This is a genomic window from Streptomyces subrutilus (genome assembly GCF_001746425.1).
Taxonomy (GTDB): Bacteria; Actinomycetota; Actinomycetes; order Streptomycetales; family Streptomycetaceae; genus Streptomyces; species Streptomyces subrutilus_A.
In genome coordinates, this window is the sequence record NZ_MEHK01000001.1 from 5,339,902 (window position 1) to 5,355,508 (window position 15,607).

The 15,607-nt window shown below is 71.1% G+C and carries 14 protein-coding genes; 10 read left to right on the forward strand and 4 right to left on the reverse strand.

The window, feature by feature from the left end; genetic code table 11:
* The first annotated feature begins 122 nt into the window (after positions 1–122).
* Together BGK67_RS25165 and BGK67_RS25170 are read left to right on the forward strand one after the other, a co-directional pair.
* Positions 123–473 (forward strand): WXG100 family type VII secretion target, encoded by a 351-nt coding sequence (locus BGK67_RS25165; protein ID WP_069922205.1) that lies wholly within the window; start codon positions 123–125, stop codon positions 471–473.
* Positions 474–515: 42 nt separating this feature from the next.
* Positions 516–824, forward strand: a complete 309-nt coding sequence (locus BGK67_RS25170; RefSeq protein ID WP_069922206.1) for a WXG100 family type VII secretion target — start codon at positions 516–518, stop codon at positions 822–824.
* A gap of 93 nt (positions 825–917) precedes the next feature.
* Here the strand turns inward: BGK67_RS25170 and BGK67_RS25175 are convergent, their stop codons facing one another.
* Complete coding sequence (locus tag BGK67_RS25175; protein ID WP_069922207.1) at positions 918–1,163, reverse strand: DUF397 domain-containing protein; 246 nt, start codon at positions 1,161–1,163, stop codon at positions 918–920.
* Positions 1,164–1,240: 77 nt separating this feature from the next.
* Entirely contained in the window at positions 1,241–5,221 is a 3,981-nt protein-coding gene (eccCa, locus tag BGK67_RS25180) for a type VII secretion protein EccCa (protein WP_069922208.1), read from the reverse strand.
* 196 nt (positions 5,222–5,417) lie between these two features.
* Here eccCa and eccD point away from each other — a divergent pair, with 196 nt between their 5' ends.
* The 6 genes from eccD (at position 5,418) to BGK67_RS25210 (ending at position 12,550) form a co-directional block, all read left to right on the forward strand.
* Positions 5,418–6,923 carry a type VII secretion integral membrane protein EccD gene (gene eccD, locus BGK67_RS25185; RefSeq protein ID WP_069922209.1) on the forward strand — a complete coding sequence of 502 codons (1,506 nt, stop codon included), beginning with the start codon at positions 5,418–5,420 and terminating at the stop codon, positions 6,921–6,923.
* A gap of 182 nt (positions 6,924–7,105) precedes the next feature.
* On the forward strand, positions 7,106–7,393 hold the full coding sequence (gene rpsO / locus BGK67_RS25190; protein WP_007266917.1) for a 30S ribosomal protein S15: 288 nt from the start codon (positions 7,106–7,108) through the stop codon (positions 7,391–7,393).
* Positions 7,394–7,695: 302 nt separating this feature from the next.
* Positions 7,696–9,918: a polyribonucleotide nucleotidyltransferase gene (locus BGK67_RS25195; protein WP_069922210.1), complete on the forward strand. Its 2,223-nt coding sequence runs from the start codon at positions 7,696–7,698 to the stop codon at positions 9,916–9,918.
* Positions 9,915–11,294, forward strand: a complete 1,380-nt coding sequence (locus tag BGK67_RS25200) for a M16 family metallopeptidase (protein ID WP_069922211.1) — start codon at positions 9,915–9,917, stop codon at positions 11,292–11,294. The genes BGK67_RS25195 and BGK67_RS25200 overlap by 4 nt, the downstream gene beginning before the upstream one ends.
* Before the next feature lie 29 nt (positions 11,295–11,323).
* The gene (gene dapB, locus BGK67_RS25205) at positions 11,324–12,076 is read left to right on the forward strand and encodes a 4-hydroxy-tetrahydrodipicolinate reductase (protein ID WP_069922212.1); all 753 of its coding nucleotides are present in this window, start codon (positions 11,324–11,326) and stop codon (positions 12,074–12,076) included.
* A gap of 15 nt (positions 12,077–12,091) precedes the next feature.
* A complete protein-coding gene (locus tag BGK67_RS25210; RefSeq protein ID WP_069922213.1) occupies positions 12,092–12,550 on the forward strand; it encodes a tetratricopeptide repeat protein in 459 nt (152 codons plus the stop codon).
* A 37-nt stretch (positions 12,551–12,587) separates the two neighbouring features.
* On the opposite strand, the gene BGK67_RS25215 is transcribed toward BGK67_RS25210, so the two are convergent.
* Together BGK67_RS25215 and BGK67_RS25220 are read right to left on the reverse strand one after the other, a co-directional pair.
* Positions 12,588–13,148 (reverse strand): PH domain-containing protein, encoded by a 561-nt coding sequence (locus BGK67_RS25215; RefSeq protein ID WP_069922214.1) that lies wholly within the window; start codon positions 13,146–13,148, stop codon positions 12,588–12,590.
* Positions 13,149–13,196: 48 nt separating this feature from the next.
* Positions 13,197–13,436, reverse strand: coding sequence for a hypothetical protein (locus BGK67_RS25220; RefSeq protein WP_069922215.1), 240 nt, complete (start codon positions 13,434–13,436; stop codon positions 13,197–13,199).
* A 243-nt stretch (positions 13,437–13,679) separates the two neighbouring features.
* On the opposite strand from BGK67_RS25220, the gene thyX reads away from it, so the two are divergent.
* Both thyX and dapA read left to right on the forward strand, forming a co-directional pair.
* Positions 13,680–14,420 (forward strand): FAD-dependent thymidylate synthase, encoded by a 741-nt coding sequence (gene thyX, locus BGK67_RS25225; protein ID WP_069922216.1) that lies wholly within the window; start codon positions 13,680–13,682, stop codon positions 14,418–14,420.
* Between the two features lie 201 nt (positions 14,421–14,621).
* Complete coding sequence (gene dapA / locus BGK67_RS25230) at positions 14,622–15,521, forward strand: 4-hydroxy-tetrahydrodipicolinate synthase (RefSeq protein ID WP_069922217.1); 900 nt, start codon at positions 14,622–14,624, stop codon at positions 15,519–15,521.
* Positions 15,522–15,607 lie beyond the last annotated feature (86 nt).

The following is a 15,607-nucleotide window of genomic DNA, read 5'->3' on the forward strand; positions in this document are numbered from 1 at the left end:
GGGGGATCGCGTGGAGCGGAGGGGGATGTCCGGGGCGCGTGAGCCAACACCGCGCTGCGATCGTCCGCTCCGCCACGCAATCCGCCGGTGCTGCCGGCGAATTGAGAAGTGAGGAGCTTCGGATGAGCACGAACACCTTCGGACTGGCGGACGATCCGGTCGTCAAGGCGGCCAACAGGATCTCCGAGACGGCCAACGCCGTCACCCGCCAGGCCCGCGAGCTGGCCGACATCATCGCCACCGTGAGCGCCGGCTGGACCGGTGTCGGTGCCGCCGGATTCGCGAAGGCGCAGTCGGACCTCAACGTCGAGCACGACGAGATCCGCCGCCTGCTCGGGGTGCTGCACAACGCCGTCTCGCAGACCAAGAACCTGAGCAACGCCCAGGACGAGGACGTGCGCGCGGCGTTCCGCGCCGTGGCCCCCTCCGGCGGCGGCACGGGCGGCGCCCGCTCCGGCCTCGACAACGTCTGACCGGCGTCGTTCCCAGTCACCACCAGCGCGAAGGAGAAGATCATGTCGGGCAATGACGGCAACACCCGGGTACGGTACGAGACCGTCCAGCAGATGGCGGACCGCATCCGCGTCGTGTCGAGCAACATCATCAAGGACCTGGCCGAGATGGAGCAGGCCGTGAAGGTGGTCACCGACACCTGGGACGGCGAGGCGCACCGGGAGTACGTGGTCCTCCAGACCAAGTACAAGCGCATCGCCGATGAGATGCAGAAGAAGCTGGAGACGGTCGCCAAGCTCATCGAGCAGGGCAAGGGCGACTACCGCGCCACCGACGTGAAGGCCTCGCGCCTGTTCACCGAGGCCTACTGAGCCGCTCCGGCCGGCAGGCACACGCAGCCGGTAGCGCCGAAGGGGCGCGCCCGCACCGGGCGCGCCCCTTCGGCGTTGCCGCTCCCGCTCCCGTCAGGGCCGGGGGCGGTCCAGGTCGAACTCCCCGTCCCGGGCCCCGAGCACGAAGGCCTCCCACTCGGCCGCGGTGTAGCGCAGCACCGTGTCCCGGTCCAGCGAGGACCGCATGGCCACCGCGCCCTCGGGAAGCCGGGCGATCTCGACCCGCTCCTCGTCGGGGGTGGTCCCGGGCGGGCCCTCCCACTCCACGCCGCTGATGTCGAGCGCGTACAGCTCGTCCTTCTCCTGCTGGGTGCCCATGTGCGGCCTTTCCCCTCGGTGGCGCGGTCTTCACCGCCGATTATCGGCCCTGAGCCGCCCGAGAGGACCGGGTTCGCTCACATCCCCGGCATGCGCCCCAGTTGCACCAGCGAGGTGCCCCGCCTGCGCGAGGCGAAGTACGCCCGGCCCGGCGGCATCGGACGCGGCCGCACGCTGCCGATCAGGTCGCCCTCGGACGGATCACCGGACAGCACCACGCCCTGCGCGCCCAGCTCCTTGATCCGCTGCATGAACGGCTCGTACAGCGACCGGGAGGCACCCGCCGAGTTCCGCGCGATGATGAAGCGCACACCCGTGTCCCGGGCGAAGGGCAGGAACTCCACCAGCGGCGCCAGCGGATTGCCCTGGCTCGTGGCCACCAGGTCGAAGTCGTCGATGATGATGAACACGTCCGGCCCCGTCCACCAGCTGCGGTCGCGCAACTGCTGCGGCGTGACGTCGTTCGGCGGCTGCCGCCGGGAGAACACCCCGCCCAGCGCCTCCATGTGCATCTGCAGCGAGCTCGCCATCGGCGCGTACTCCAGCAGGTGCGCCTCCGGCAGCGCCCCGAGCAGGCTCCGCCGGTAGTCGCCCACCACCAGGCGCGCCTGCTCCGGCGCGTAGCGCTCCGAGATCTGCTGGGCGATGAGCCGCAGCAGGTTCGTCTTGCCCGACTCGCTCTCGCCGAAGACCAGCAGGAAGGGGTCGGAGTCGAAGTCGACGAACACCGGCTCCAGGTCCGTCTCGTCGATGCCGATCGCGATCCCGCGGCCGGGGTGCTCCCCGCCCCGGGGCAGCTGGTCCGCGTGCAGCAGCCGCGGCAGCAGCCGCACCCCGGGAGCCGCGGGCCCCGCCCAGTGCCGCTTCACCGCGTCCACGAAGGAGGCCGTGGCCTCCGACAGGTCCGCCGCCTCGTGCGAGCCGTCGATCCTCGGCAGCGCACCCAGGAAGTGCAGCTTCTCCGGCACCTGGCCGCGGCCCGGCATCCCGGTGGGGACGTTCGCCGCGACCTTCCGGTCGAACTCCGAGTCCATGACGTCGCCCAGGCGCAGCTCCAGGCGGCTCAGCATCTGGTCCTTGAGCGCCGAGCGCACCTCCATGTACCGCGCCGCGGTGATCACCACGTGGATGCCGTAGCCCAGGCCGCGGGCGGCGATGTCCGTGACCACCTGCTCCAGGCCCTCGTACTCGCCGCGGAAGTTGCCCCAGCCGTCGATGACCAGGAACACGTCGCCCCACGGCTCACCGGGCAGCTCGCCCGCCGCCCGCCGGCGCCGGTAGGTGGCGATGGAGTCGATGCCGTTGGAGCGGAAGAACTCCTCGCGGCGGTTGAGGACGCCCCCGACCTCCGCGACCGTACGGCGCACCCGCTCGGGGTCCAGCCGCGAGGCGATCCCGCCCACGTGCGGCAGCTCGGCGACGGCCGACAGGCTGCCGCCGCCGAAGTCCAGGCCGTAGAACTGCACCTCGCGCGGGGTGTGCGTGAGCGCGAACGAGGAGATCAGCGTCCGCATCAGCGTGGACTTGCCCGACTGCGGACCGCCCACCACCATCATGTGGCCGGCCGCACCCGAGAAGTCCCGGTAGAGCACCTCGCGCCGCTGCTCGAAGGGCTTGTCGATGAGGCCGAGCGGCACGACGAGCCCGCCGGGCCGCGTGTACCCCTCCGCGTGCAGCCCGCGTTCCGGGCCCGGCGCCAGCGCCGGCAGCAGCTGGTCCAGCGGCGGAGCCTGGTCCAGCGGCGGCAGCCACACCTGGTGCGCCGGCACCCCCTGGCCCTCCAGCCGGCCCACGATCACGTCCAGCACCGTGTCGGCGAGCGCGTCGTCCTCCCGCGCCGACCGCGCCGCCAGGTACGCCGGGTCCGGAGCCGCGTACACCACCGGCACCGGAGCCGCCGTGAACAGCGCGGGCCGCCGCTCCACCGGGAACAGGCCGACCGACAGGTCCGGCCCGCCCGAGCGGTAGGCACCCGAGACGTACGCCGCCTTGAAGCGGGTCATCTCGTCCGTGCCGAACTTCAGATAGCCCGACCCGGGCACCGACGGCAGGTGGTAGGCGTCCGGCACACCGATCGCCGTACGCGACTCCGCCGCCGAGAAGGTCCGCAGGCCGATCCGGTACGACAGGTACGTGTCCAGCCCGCGCAGCTTGCCCTCCTCCAGCCGCTGCGAGGCCAGCAGCAGGTGCACGCCCAGCGAACGGCCGATGCGGCCGATCTGGATGAACATGTCGATGAAGTCGGGCTTCGCCGTGAGCAGTTCGCTGAACTCGTCGATGACCAGCACCAGCGAGGCCAGCGGCTCCAGCGGGGCGCCCGCCGCGCGCGCCTTCTCGTAGTCGTGGATGTTCGCGTAGTTGCCCGCCGACCGCAGCAGCTCCTGACGGCGCTGCAGCTCACCGCGGATCGAGTCGCCCATCCGGTCCACGAGCGTGAGGTCGTCCGCCAGGTTGGTGATGACGGCCGCCACGTGCGGCATCTGCCCCATGCCGGTGAAGGTCGCGCCGCCCTTGAAGTCCGCGAGGACGAAGTTCAGCGTCTCCGAGGTGTGCGTGACCGCGAGCCCCAGCACCAGCGTGCGCAGCAGCTCCGACTTGCCGGAACCCGTCGCGCCCACGCACAAGCCGTGCGGGCCCATGCCCTCCTGGGCGGCCTCCTTGAGGTCCAGCATCACCGGGGCGCCGTCCTCGCCGACACCGATCGGCACGCGCAGCCGCTCGCCGGCCGACCGCGGCCGCCACGTGCGGGCCACGTCGATCGAGGCCGCGTCGCCCAGGTTCAGCAGGTCCGTGAAGTCCAGGTTGGCCAGCAGCGGTTCGTCGTCGTCCCCGCCTCCCGTGCGCAGCGGCGCCAGCTGACGGGCCAGCGCCTCCGCCGCGGGCAGCGACAGGGTGTCCGGCGCGCCCTCGTACGCGACGCCCGCGCCCGACTCCAGGCGCAGCCGGCCCGGCCGCACCACGACCGACAGCGATCCGCGCGATGGGGTCTCCCCAGCGGAGCGAGGGGATTCGTCCAGCTCACCCGCGACCACCTCGACGATCGTGACGCCCTGCAGCCCCTCGGCCGCCGCGAACACCGAATCCGGCGGCACCAGACCACCGTCGAGGACCACCACCAGGTGCGGCTGGTCCAGCACCGGCGACACGTCGCGGCTGAACCGGGGCCGCCCCTCCAGCCGGGGCGCCAGCAGCCCCTCCAGCTCGCCCAGGTCGTCGCCGAACAGCCGCTTCGTACCGGCCCCGTCCACCTGCCCCGGAACCTGCGTGTGCGGCAGCCACTTCGTCCAGTCCCACGACGGCACCGCACCCGGCGCCGCCACCACGGCCACCACCAGGTCCTCGGGGGAGTGCAGCGTCGCCAGCTGCGCCACCAGCGCCCGCGCCGTTCCGCGCGCCGACTCCGGCTCGCCCGACACCGTCACGTGGTAGAACGCCCGGATCGACACCGCCATCGGCAGCCCCTCCAGCGAGGAGTGCACCCGCAGGAACCGCTGCATCGCGCCCGCCGTCAACGGCTCCAGCTCGTCCACCGGCGCCGTGTCCGGCGCCACCAGCGGGGTCGACAGGCGCTGCGAGCCCAGCCCGAGCCGCGCCTGGCCGAAGTCCGGGTCCCCGACCCGCCGCTCCCACAGCCGCGAACCCTCGGCCACCACCGACCACAACTGGTCCGGAGCCGGGTGCAGATACAGCTGCGCGTCGCGCTGCGCCCGCGCGGTCCGGCGTACCTGACGGCGGGTCTGCGCAAGGTATTTGAGGTAGTCCCGGCGCACATCGGCCATTTGCCCCTGCGTACCCCGGCGGTGGCGCACCAGCTGCGCCACGACCATCGCCACCGTCGACGTCAGCATCAGCACGCCCATGATGCGCATGAACGGCGCCGCACCCGGCATGAAGAAGAACACCGCGGAGGAGCCCATGCCGAGCATCGGCAGGAGCTGCATCAGCATGCCCTCCTGCTGTCCCCGGGGAAGCTCCGGCGGCGCCTCCAGCCGCAGTTCGTCCGAAGGCACTTCGGGCGGCAGGGACCGCGGCGGCCGCTTGACGACGATCTGACTCACCGGAGCATCAATCCCTCGAAAACGGACGGGACGCCGCATCCGGCGCCCCCAAGTCCCGGGCGCGGAGGGGGTCTCCTCCACGCGTCGGTGATCCTACTTGCCGACAGTCGGGCAAGCGCCCGGTAGGGTGACGCGCGCAGCATGCGCATCCGCGAATCGCCCGCCGCCGCGGGCGGCGACAAGGGGGGTCACACAGGTGAGTACGGCCGGGGCGACAGGTTTCTGCAGGGTCACCGTCGTGGCCCCGGACAGCCGCATCGACGTCGCCCTCCCCGAGGACATCGCCGTCGCCGACGTCTACCCCGAACTGCTGCGCCTCACCGGCCAGACCCAGCCCGTCGGCGCCCCCACCGGCTTCCACCTCGTACGCCGCTCCGGCACCGTCCTCGACGGCGCCCGCACCCTCGCCGCCCAGCAGATCCTCGACGGCGAGGTGCTCAGCCTGCGCCCCTTCGCCGAGTCCCTGCCGCCCGCCGTCTTCGACGACGTCTCCGACGCCGTCGCCTCGGCCGTCGTCCGCGACCGCCACCGCTGGAGCGACGACATGCTGCGCGGCGCGGGGCTGGCCGGAGCCGCACTGCTCCTCGTCATGCTCGGCTTCGTCCTCTGGTACGCGGACCCGCTGCGCCACGACATGCACGGCCTGCCCGGGATCATCGCGGCCGCCGTCGGATTCCTGCTCACCGCCGTGGCCGGCGTCCGCGCCCGCGTCTACCGCGACCGCGGCTCCGCCGTCGCGCTCGGCCTCAGCGCCCTGCCGCACCTGCTGATCGCCGGCTCCGGGATCGTCGCCCCCGCCGCCGGCCAGGGCCCCGGCCGGCTCCAGTTCCTGCTGGGCTGCGTCTGCGTCCTCGTCGCCTCCGTGGCCCTGGTCGCGCTCACCCCCAGCGGGGACGCCCCCTTCGTCGCGGCCACCTTCGTCGCCGCCACCGGCACCCTGGCCACCTTCACGGCCATCGCCACCGAGGCCTCCGCCACGGCCACGGCCGGCGCCGTCGCACCCGTCGCCATCGGACTCGTCGCCTTCCTCCCCGGCTTCTCCGCCCGCTTCGCCCGCCTGCCCATCGGCTACGCCGCCCCGCGCAGCGCCACCGAGGTGTACGAGACCCCGGACCGCTACGAGAGCGAGCCGTACGGCGACCAGTCCGGCTCCGACCAGCACGACCCGGCCGCCTCCCTCGACGCCGAGCAGATCGCGGCCCAGGCCCGCCGCGGCCACGAGATGCTGCTCGGCCTGGTCGGCGGCTGCGCCGCGGTCGCCGTCGGAGCCGCCGCCGTCCTCGGCTTCTCCGACAACACCTGGGGCCGGCTGCTCGCCCTCGCCACGGGCCTCGCCATGCTGCTGCGCGCCCGGCTCTTCCGCTACACCTCCCAGGTGGTGTGCGCCCTGGCCGCCGGGCTCCTCGCCGTCGCCCTGCTGATCCTGGGCCTGGCCCTGAACCCGCCGGCCGACCTGGTCGAAGCGCTCGTCCTCAAGCAGGACCACAGCGGCCTGGAGCTGCGCACCATCTGGCTGACGGCCGCCGTCGCCGCCGGCGCGGCCCTCCTCGCCGGAATTGCGCTTGTCATCCCCCGCAAGGGCCTGTCACCCTTCTGGGGAAGGCTGCTCGACCTCACCGAGGCGGCGGTCCTGCTCAGCCTGGTCCCCCTGGCCCTGGCCGTGCTGGACGTCTACTCCCGGGCCCGCGCTCTCACCAGCTGAGACGCCGCGACCCGGCAGCCTGGTACGCTGTGTGACGGCCGTTTGTGTACGCGTCCCCCGGATCCCCGACAGAGGGTCTGTGGACTGCGCTCAGCGGACCCCGCCTCCCGAGTTACGGAAGATCCCCAGAGAATTCGACCTGGGGCACTCGGTGGCAACGAAGACCTAAACGAGGAGTAAGCGTGCCGCTCGACGCCGCTACGAAGAAGCAGATCATCGCAGAGTTCGGTGCCAAGGAGGGCGACACCGGCTCTCCCGAGGTCCAGGTCGCGATGCTCTCCCGCCGCATCTCGGACCTGACCGAGCACCTCAAGACGCACAAGCACGACCACCACTCCCGTCGTGGTCTGCTGATCCTGGTCGGCCAGCGTCGCCGCCTGCTGCAGTACCTGGCCAAGAAGGACATCCAGCGCTTCCGTACGCTGGTCGAGCGCCTCGGCATCCGCCGCGGTGCGGCCGGCGCCAAGTAAAGCGCTGTGGAGGGAGCGGTTCCCACATCCGGGGGCCGCTCCTTTGCTGTACGTGCGCACCGGACCGGACCCTTTGTAGTCTGGAAACGACGCACGCGCGCGTCTGACGCAGACGCGCACAACTGAAGAGGAGGAGCGCCCTCCCGACGCCGCCGGTCCTCGGTAGTGGCACCCGGAATGCCCCACGGGCACAGAACCGGGTGCTTCGATCGAAGACCGGCCCGCACCCAAGGCGCGCTTCTCCGCACCGTCCTCCGCCACACGGGCGGCGGACGGAGACGACGAAAATGGAGAAGACACTAGTGGAGAACGAGACCCACTACGCCGAGGCCGTCATTGACAACGGTTCCTTCGGCACCCGCACCATCCGCTTCGAGACGGGCCGTCTGGCCCGCCAGGCCGCCGGCTCCGCCGTTGCCTACCTGGACGACGACACGATGGTGCTGTCCGCCACCACCGCGTCGAAGAAGCCCAAGGACCAGCTCGACTTCTTCCCCCTGACGGTGGACGTCGAGGAGCGGCAGTACGCGGCCGGCAAGATCCCCGGCTCCTTCTTCCGCCGTGAGGGCCGCCCCTCCGAGGACGCGATCCTCACCTGCCGCCTGATCGACCGCCCGCTGCGCCCGTCCTTCAAGAAGGGCCTGCGCAACGAGATCCAGGTCGTCGCCACGATCATGGCGCTCAACCCCGACCACCTGTACGACGTCGTCGCGATCAACGCCGCGTCCGCGTCCACCCAGCTGGCCGGCCTGCCCTTCTCCGGCCCGATCGGCGGCGTCCGCGTCGCGCTGATCCGCGGCCAGTGGGTGGCCTTCCCGACGCACACCGAGCTCGAGGACGCCGTCTTCGACATGGTCGTCGCGGGCCGCGTCCTGGAGGACGGCGACGTCGCGATCATGATGGTCGAGGCCGAGGCCACCGAGAAGACCATCGCCCTGGTCAAGGGCGGCGCCCAGGCGCCGACCGAGGAGATCGTGGCCTCGGGCCTCGACGCCGCGAAGCCGTTCATCAAGGTCCTCTGCAAGGCCCAGGCCGACCTGGCCGCCAAGGCCGCGAAGCCCGAGGGCGAGTTCCCGGTCTTCCTGGACTACCAGGACGACGTGTACGAGGCCCTCGCGGCCGCCGTCAAGGGCGACCTCTCCCAGGCGCTGACCATCGCGGGCAAGCAGGACCGCGAGGCCGAGCTGGACCGCGTCAAGGAGATCGCCGCCGAGAAGCTCCTCCCGGCCTTCGAAGGCCGCGAGAAGGAGATCTCCGCCGCCTACCGCAGCCTGACCAAGGCCCTGGTCCGCGAGCGCGTCATCAAGGACAAGGTCCGCATCGACGGCCGCGGGCTCACGGACATCCGTACCCTCGCCGCCGAGGTCGAGGCCATCCCGCGCGTGCACGGCTCGGCGCTGTTCGAGCGTGGCGAGACCCAGATCCTGGGCGTCACCACCCTCAACATGCTCCGCATGGAGCAGCAGCTGGACACCCTCTCCCCGGTGACCCGCAAGCGCTACATGCACAACTACAACTTCCCGCCGTACTCCGTCGGTGAGACCGGCCGCGTGGGCTCGCCCAAGCGCCGCGAGATCGGCCACGGCGCGCTCGCCGAGCGCGCGATCCTGCCGGTCCTCCCGACCCGCGAGGAGTTCCCGTACGCGATCCGCCAGGTGTCCGAGGCCCTCGGCTCCAACGGTTCGACGTCCATGGGCTCGGTCTGCGCCTCGACCATGTCGCTGCTGAACGCCGGTGTGCCCCTCAAGGCCCCCGTCGCCGGCATCGCCATGGGCCTGATCTCCCAGGAGATCGACGGCAAGACCCACTACGTCGCCCTCACCGACATCCTCGGTGCGGAGGACGCCTTCGGCGACATGGACTTCAAGGTCGCCGGCACCAAGGAGTTCGTCACCGCCCTCCAGCTGGACACCAAGCTGGACGGCATCCCGGCCTCCGTCCTGGCCGCGGCCCTCAAGCAGGCCCGTGACGCCCGCCTCCACATCCTCGACGTGATGATGGAAGCGATCGACACGCCGGACGCGATGTCCCCCTTCGCCCCGCGGATCATCACCGTCAAGATCCCGGTGGACAAGATCGGTGAGGTCATCGGCCCCAAGGGCAAGATGATCAACCAGATCCAGGAGGACACCGGCGCCGAGATCACGATCGAGGACGACGGCACCATCTACATCGGTGCCGCCGACGGCCCGGCCGCCGAGGCCGCCCGCGCCACGATCAACAGCATCGCCAACCCGACCATGCCGGAGGTCGGCGAGCGCTACCTGGGTACGGTCGTCAAGACCACCACCTTCGGTGCCTTCGTCTCCCTGATGCCCGGCAAGGACGGCCTGCTGCACATCTCGCAGATCCGCAAGCTCGCCGGTGGCAAGCGCGTGGAGAACGTCGAGGACGTGCTCGCGGTCGGCACCAAGGTCCAGGTGGAGATCGCCGAGATCGACCAGCGCGGCAAGCTCTCCCTGATCCCCGTGATCGACGGTGAGGCCGTCGGCGACGACGCTGACAAGGACGACTCCGACAAGTGATGTCGCGTAGTTCCCGTGTGACGGCCCGCCCCTCTTCGGAGGGGCGGGCCGTCGCCCGTACCCAAACCCTTCTCAACGGACAGAACGGCATCGGCACCGTCCGGCGCACCGTCCTGCCCGGCGGACTGCGCATCGTCACCGAGACGCTGCCCTCCGTCCGCTCCGCCACCTTCGGCATCTGGGCGCACGTCGGCTCCCGTGACGAGACGCCCACCCTGAACGGCGCCACGCACTACCTGGAGCACCTCCTCTTCAAGGGCACCGACAAGCGCAGCGCCCTCGACATCTCCTCCGCCATCGACGCGGTCGGCGGCGAGATGAACGCCTTCACGGCGAAGGAGTACACCTGCTACTACGCCCGGGTGCTCGACACCGACCTGCCGCTGGCCATCGACGTGGTCTGCGACATGCTCACCGGCTCGCTGATCCGCGAGGAGGACGTCGACGCCGAGCGCGGAGTCATCCTCGAAGAGATCGCGATGACCGAGGACGACCCGGGCGACATGGTCCACGACCTGTTCGCGCAGACCATGTACGGGGACACCCCCCTGGGCCGGCCCGTCCTCGGCACCGTCGACACGATCAACGCCCTGGGCGCCGACCGGATCCGCCGCTTCTACAAGAAGCACTACGACCCGACCCACCTCGTGGTGGCCGCCGCCGGCAACGTCGACCACAACAAGGTCGTACGCCAGGTCCGCGCCGCCTTCGAGAAGGCCGGCGCGCTCACCCGCACCGACGCCGAGCCGATCGGCCCGCGCACCGGCACCCGCCGCATCCGCACCTCCGGCCGCGTCGAGCTGGTGGGCCGCAAGACCGAACAGGCCCACGTGGTCCTCGGCATGCCCGGCCTCGCCCGCACCGACGAGCGCCGCTGGGCGCTGGGCGTGCTGAACACCGCGCTGGGCGGCGGCATGTCCTCCCGCCTGTTCCAGGAGGTCCGGGAGAAGCGGGGCCTGGCCTACAGCGTGTACTCGTACACCTCCGGCTTCGCCGACACCGGCCTCTTCGGCGTGTACGCGGGCTGCCGCCCCAACCAGGTCCACGACGTGCTCCGGATCTGCCGCGACGAGCTCGACAAGGTCGCCACCGAGGGGCTGGGCGACGAGGAGATCAAGCGGGCCGTCGGCCAGCTCTCCGGGTCGACCGTCCTCGGCCTGGAGGACACCGGCGCGATCATGAACCGCATCGGCAAGAGCGAGCTGTGCTGGGGCGACCAGATGTCGGTCGACGACATGCTGGCCCGGATCGCCGCCGTGACCCCGGACGACGTCCGCTCGGTCGCACAGGATGTACTGGCCCAGCGGCCCTCGCTCGCAGTGATCGGCCCGCTGAAGGAGAAGCAGGCCGCCCGTCTCGACGAAGCGGTCGCCTAGTCCCGTACGCACGTAAGGAAGCAAGCAACATGAGCAAGCTGCGCGTGGCAGTCCTCGGCGCACAGGGCCGCATCGGCTCCGAGGCGGTCAAGGCGGTCGAGGCCGCCGAGGACATGGAGCTGGTGGCGGCCCTCGGCCGCGGCGACAAGCTGGAGACGCTGGCCGAGGCCGGCGCCCAGGTCGCCGTGGAGCTGACCACCCCGGCCTCGGTGATGGAGAACCTGGACTTCCTGATCCGCCACGGCATCCACGGGGTGGTCGGCACCACCGGATGGACCGCGGACCGCCTCGCGCAGCTCGACACCTGGCTCGCGGCTTCCCCCAAGACCGGTGTGCTCATCGCGCCGAACTTCTCCATCGGCGCCGTCCTCACCATGAAGTTCGCCGCCCAGGCCGCCCGCTACTTCGAGTCCGTCGAGGTCATCGAGCTGCACCACCCCAACAAGGTCGACGCCCCCTCGGGCACCGCGACCCGCACGGCGGAGCTCATCGCGGCCGCCCGGGCCGAGGCCGGCCTCGGGGCCCAGCCCGACGCCACCTCCACCGCGCTCGACGGAGCCCGCGGCGCGGACGTCTCCGGCGTCCCCGTGCACGCCGTCCGCCTGCGGGGCCTGCTGGCCCATCAGGAGGTGCTGCTCGGCGGCGAGGGCGAGACCCTGACCATCCGTCACGACTCCCTGCACCACAGCAGCTTCATGCCGGGCATCCTGCTCGGCGCGCGCCGCGTGACGCAGACCCCGGGCCTCACCTTCGGCCTGGAACACTTCCTCGACCTCGGCTGATCCGGTAGTACTCCCATGCGCGCGAAGATCACTTACTTCCTCACGGCCGCGGTCCTGGTCGTCTACTTCGTCCTGGTCGGCAGCCGGGGCCTGATGCTGATCCGGCAGGGCACCTGGCTCACCGTCACCTTCGGGGCGGCCGTGCTGATCCTGCCGGTCATCGGCGTGTGGTTCCTGTGGAAGAACACGCAGTTCGTCACCAGGGCCAACCAGCTCGCGACCGAGCTGGAGGCCGAGGGCGGGCTGCCCGTGGACGAGCTGGAGCGGGACCAGTACGGCCGGATCCTGCGGGACTCGGCCGACGAGGTCTTCGCGCGCCGCAAGGCCGAGACCGAGGACGCGCCGGGGGACTGGCGCAGCTGGTTCCGCCTCGCCGTGGCCTACCACGACGCCCGTGACACCCCGCGGGCGCGCAAGGCCATGCAGCGGGCCATCGCCCTGCACGAAGGCAAGCCGAAGCCCGCACAGGTCTGACACCCGTACGGGCTTCCCGTGCGCGCGCGGCGCCGGATCAGGCGGGGACGGGCCGGTACTCGTCGGCCCAGGCCCCGACCGTGTCGGCGGCCCGGTCGAAGGCCTCGCGCCGCGACAGGAAGTCGGCGTCGTGGTCGGTCAGCAGCGCCGGCAGCTCCGCGCCCTCGCGCGTGGCCACGGTCAGCGCCTGCCCCTGCACGGTCCGCGGCAGGCCGAGCCAGCGCACCGGCTGCTGCACCGTGCGCAGCTCGGTGACCTCGGCCCAGGCGATCGAGCGGGTCCCGAAGAAGCCCACCCGGCGCAGCCCCGCACGGCTCACCCAGACGCCGGCGCGCAGCAGCCGCAGCGCCGAGCCGATGACGACGAGAGCGAGGGCGAGGCAGACCGCGGCCCCGCCCCAGGCGCCGGCGACAGCGACGATCATCGTGGACAGCAGCATGAACGCCGACAGCAGGAGCAACAGCGCGGCGATGCCCACCCGCCAGGGCCCCGGCCGGTAGGGGCGCCGCCAGCGGTCGTGGTCGGCAAGGGCCGCCACCTCGTCGACGCCGTCGTCCGCGTCGGGCACACCGTCGGCCGTCAGGAAGGGCAGGGGCACGGCTGGACCTCACTCACATGCACGTTCGGTTGGGCTGTGACCGTGAGGCTACCGCCCCTGGGAGGCCTCCGACTGCTGCGACTTCTCCGGCGCCTTGCTCGGCTGCAGTGCGGGCATGCCGAAGACCAGCGAGCCGGCCAGCCCGGCAACCACGGTCAGCCCGACCAGACTACGGGCGGCGAGCTGGGTCTTGCTCAGGCGCTCGCGCGGCGGCGGAGTGACGTTGCTGCGGAAGCGCTCGGCCTCGGCGACGAAGGCGAACGGGACGGGTTCGCGCCGGCTGAACATGAGAGCGACTCTCCTCACGGTCGGGGCCACGGGCCCTGGGGCGGTGGTGGCAGGTGGGCGTGGTGCTACCCGGTATGACGTCCGAGCGGCCCCATCAGTGCCCGATTTCTGCATATTCACCAAGCTTTTTGGCGCTGCGTCAGCTCGGCGGACCGCCCCCCGCCCCGAGCGGTCTGCGCGGCGGCCCGCGGACGGCGACGTAGAGTGGGCGCGCCCCAGGACGCACGTGTGGAAGGACCCCCGGTGAGCGAGACCGCCGCTTCAGATCTGAAACCCAGCTACCGCAGTGACGTGACGGTGGAGCTGGTGAAGCACTCCGCCGCCGACTCGGACGTCCTGTGGGCCGCGCGGGTCTCCACGGCCGGCGAGCAGTCCCTCGAGGAGCTGCAGAAGGATCCGGAGCGCTCCAAGGGTCTGATCAACTACCTGATGCGGGACCGCCACGGCAGCCCCTTCGAGCACAACTCGATGACCTTCTTCATCAGCGCCCCGATCTTCGTGTTCCGGGAGTTCATGCGCCACCGCGTCGGCTGGTCCTACAACGAGGAATCCGGCCGCTACAGGGAGCTCGAGCCGGTCTTCTACGTCCCGGACGCCGAGCGCAAGCTCGTCCAGGAGGGCCGCCCGGGCAAGTACGTCTTCGTCGAGGGCACCGAGGCGCAGCAGGAGCTCACCGGCCGCGTCATGGAGGACTCGTACCGGCAGGCCTACGAGGCCTACCAGGAGATGCTCGCCGCGGGCGTGGCCCGCGAGGTGGCCCGTTCGGTCCTGCCGGTCGGACTTTTCTCCTCGATGTACGCCACGTGCAACGCCCGCTCGCTCATGCACTTCCTCGGCCTGCGGACGCAGCACGAGCTCGCCAAGGTCCCGTCCTTCCCGCAGCGGGAGATCGAGATGGTCGGCGAGAAGATGGAGCAGCACTGGGCGAAGCTCATGCCGCTCACGTACGCGGCCTTCAACGGCAACGGACGCGTTGCCCCGTAAGGCCCGATAGGCGCGTAACGCACACACGTGCGAAGTTAAGTCCTAAGTGTCCGTATTGCGGCGTTTCGTAAAGTTCATCTAGGCTGATCAAACGGACCCGGCACTGCTTGAACCCCCGAGCAGGCAGTGCCGGTGTCCAACACTCGGACCCACGTCCCCCGAGGGGACACTGCGAGCATGGCAGCGAGTAGCGTGTTACCCATGGCTCCGATCTCGACTCCGCAGACCCCCTTCGGGCGGGTCCTCACCGCCATGATCACGCCGTTTACGGCGGATGGCGCACTCGACCTCGACGGCGCGCAGCGGCTCGCCGTGCACCTGGTGGACGCAGGCAACGACGGCCTGATCGTCAACGGCACCACCGGTGAGTCGCCGACCACCACCGACGCGGAGAAAAACGACCTCGTACGAGCCGTCCTGGAAGCCGTCGGAGACCGCGCCCACGTGGTCACCGGCATCGGTACGAACGACACCCGCCACACCCTCGAGCTCGCCCGCGAGGCCGAGCGCACCGGCGCCCACGGCCTGCTGGCCGTGACCCCGTACTACAGCAAGCCGTCGCAGGAGGGCCTCTACCGGCACTTCACGGCGATCGCGGACGCCACCGGCCTGCCGGTCATGCTCTACGACATCCCCGGCCGCAGCGGTGTCCCGATCGAGACGGAAACCCTCGTCCGGCTGGCCGAGCACCCCCGTATCGTTGCCAACAAGGACGCGAAGGGCGACCTCGGCCGTGCCAGCTGGGCCATCGTGCGCAGCGGCCTGGCATGGTATTCCGGAGACGACATGCTGAACCTGCCGCTCCTGTCGGTCGGCGCGGTCGGCTTCGTCTCCGTGGTCGGCCACGTGGTCACCCCCGACCTGCGCGCCATGCTGGAGGCCCACCTGGACGGCGACGTCCAGAAGGCCACCGAGATCCACCAGAAGCTGCTGCCGGTCTTCACCGGTATGTTCCGCACCCAGGGTGTGATGACCACCAAGGGCGCGCTGAACCTGCAGGGCCTGCCCGCGGGCCCGCTGCGGCTCCCGCTGGTCGAGCTGAGCGCCGAAGAGACCGAACAGCTCAAGCGCGATCTCGCCGCCGGCGGGCTACAGCTCTGACACCTGACTTCACAACTGAACAAGCACGACCGAAACAGACAACAGCAAGTGCACGAATGTCATGCGCGCCACGTGCCTTCCGGGGT

What these genes read in the sequence shown, in the direction of transcription:
- BGK67_RS25165 (WP_069922205.1), top strand. Translation starts at nt 123, where the DNA reads ATGAGCACGAACACCTTCGGACTGGCGGACGATCCGGTCGTCAAGGCG.
- BGK67_RS25170 (WP_069922206.1), top strand. Translation starts at nt 516, where the DNA reads ATGTCGGGCAATGACGGCAACACCCGGGTACGGTACGAGACCGTCCAG.
- BGK67_RS25175 (WP_069922207.1), bottom strand. Translation starts at nt 1,163, where the DNA reads ATGGGCACCCAGCAGGAGAAGGACGAGCTGTACGCGCTCGACATCAGC.
- dapB (WP_069922212.1), top strand. Translation starts at nt 11,324, where the DNA reads ATGAGCAAGCTGCGCGTGGCAGTCCTCGGCGCACAGGGCCGCATCGGC.
- BGK67_RS25210 (WP_069922213.1), top strand. Translation starts at nt 12,092, where the DNA reads ATGCGCGCGAAGATCACTTACTTCCTCACGGCCGCGGTCCTGGTCGTC.
- BGK67_RS25220 (WP_069922215.1), bottom strand. Translation starts at nt 13,436, where the DNA reads ATGTTCAGCCGGCGCGAACCCGTCCCGTTCGCCTTCGTCGCCGAGGCC.
- dapA (WP_069922217.1), top strand. Translation starts at nt 14,622, where the DNA reads ATGGCTCCGATCTCGACTCCGCAGACCCCCTTCGGGCGGGTCCTCACC.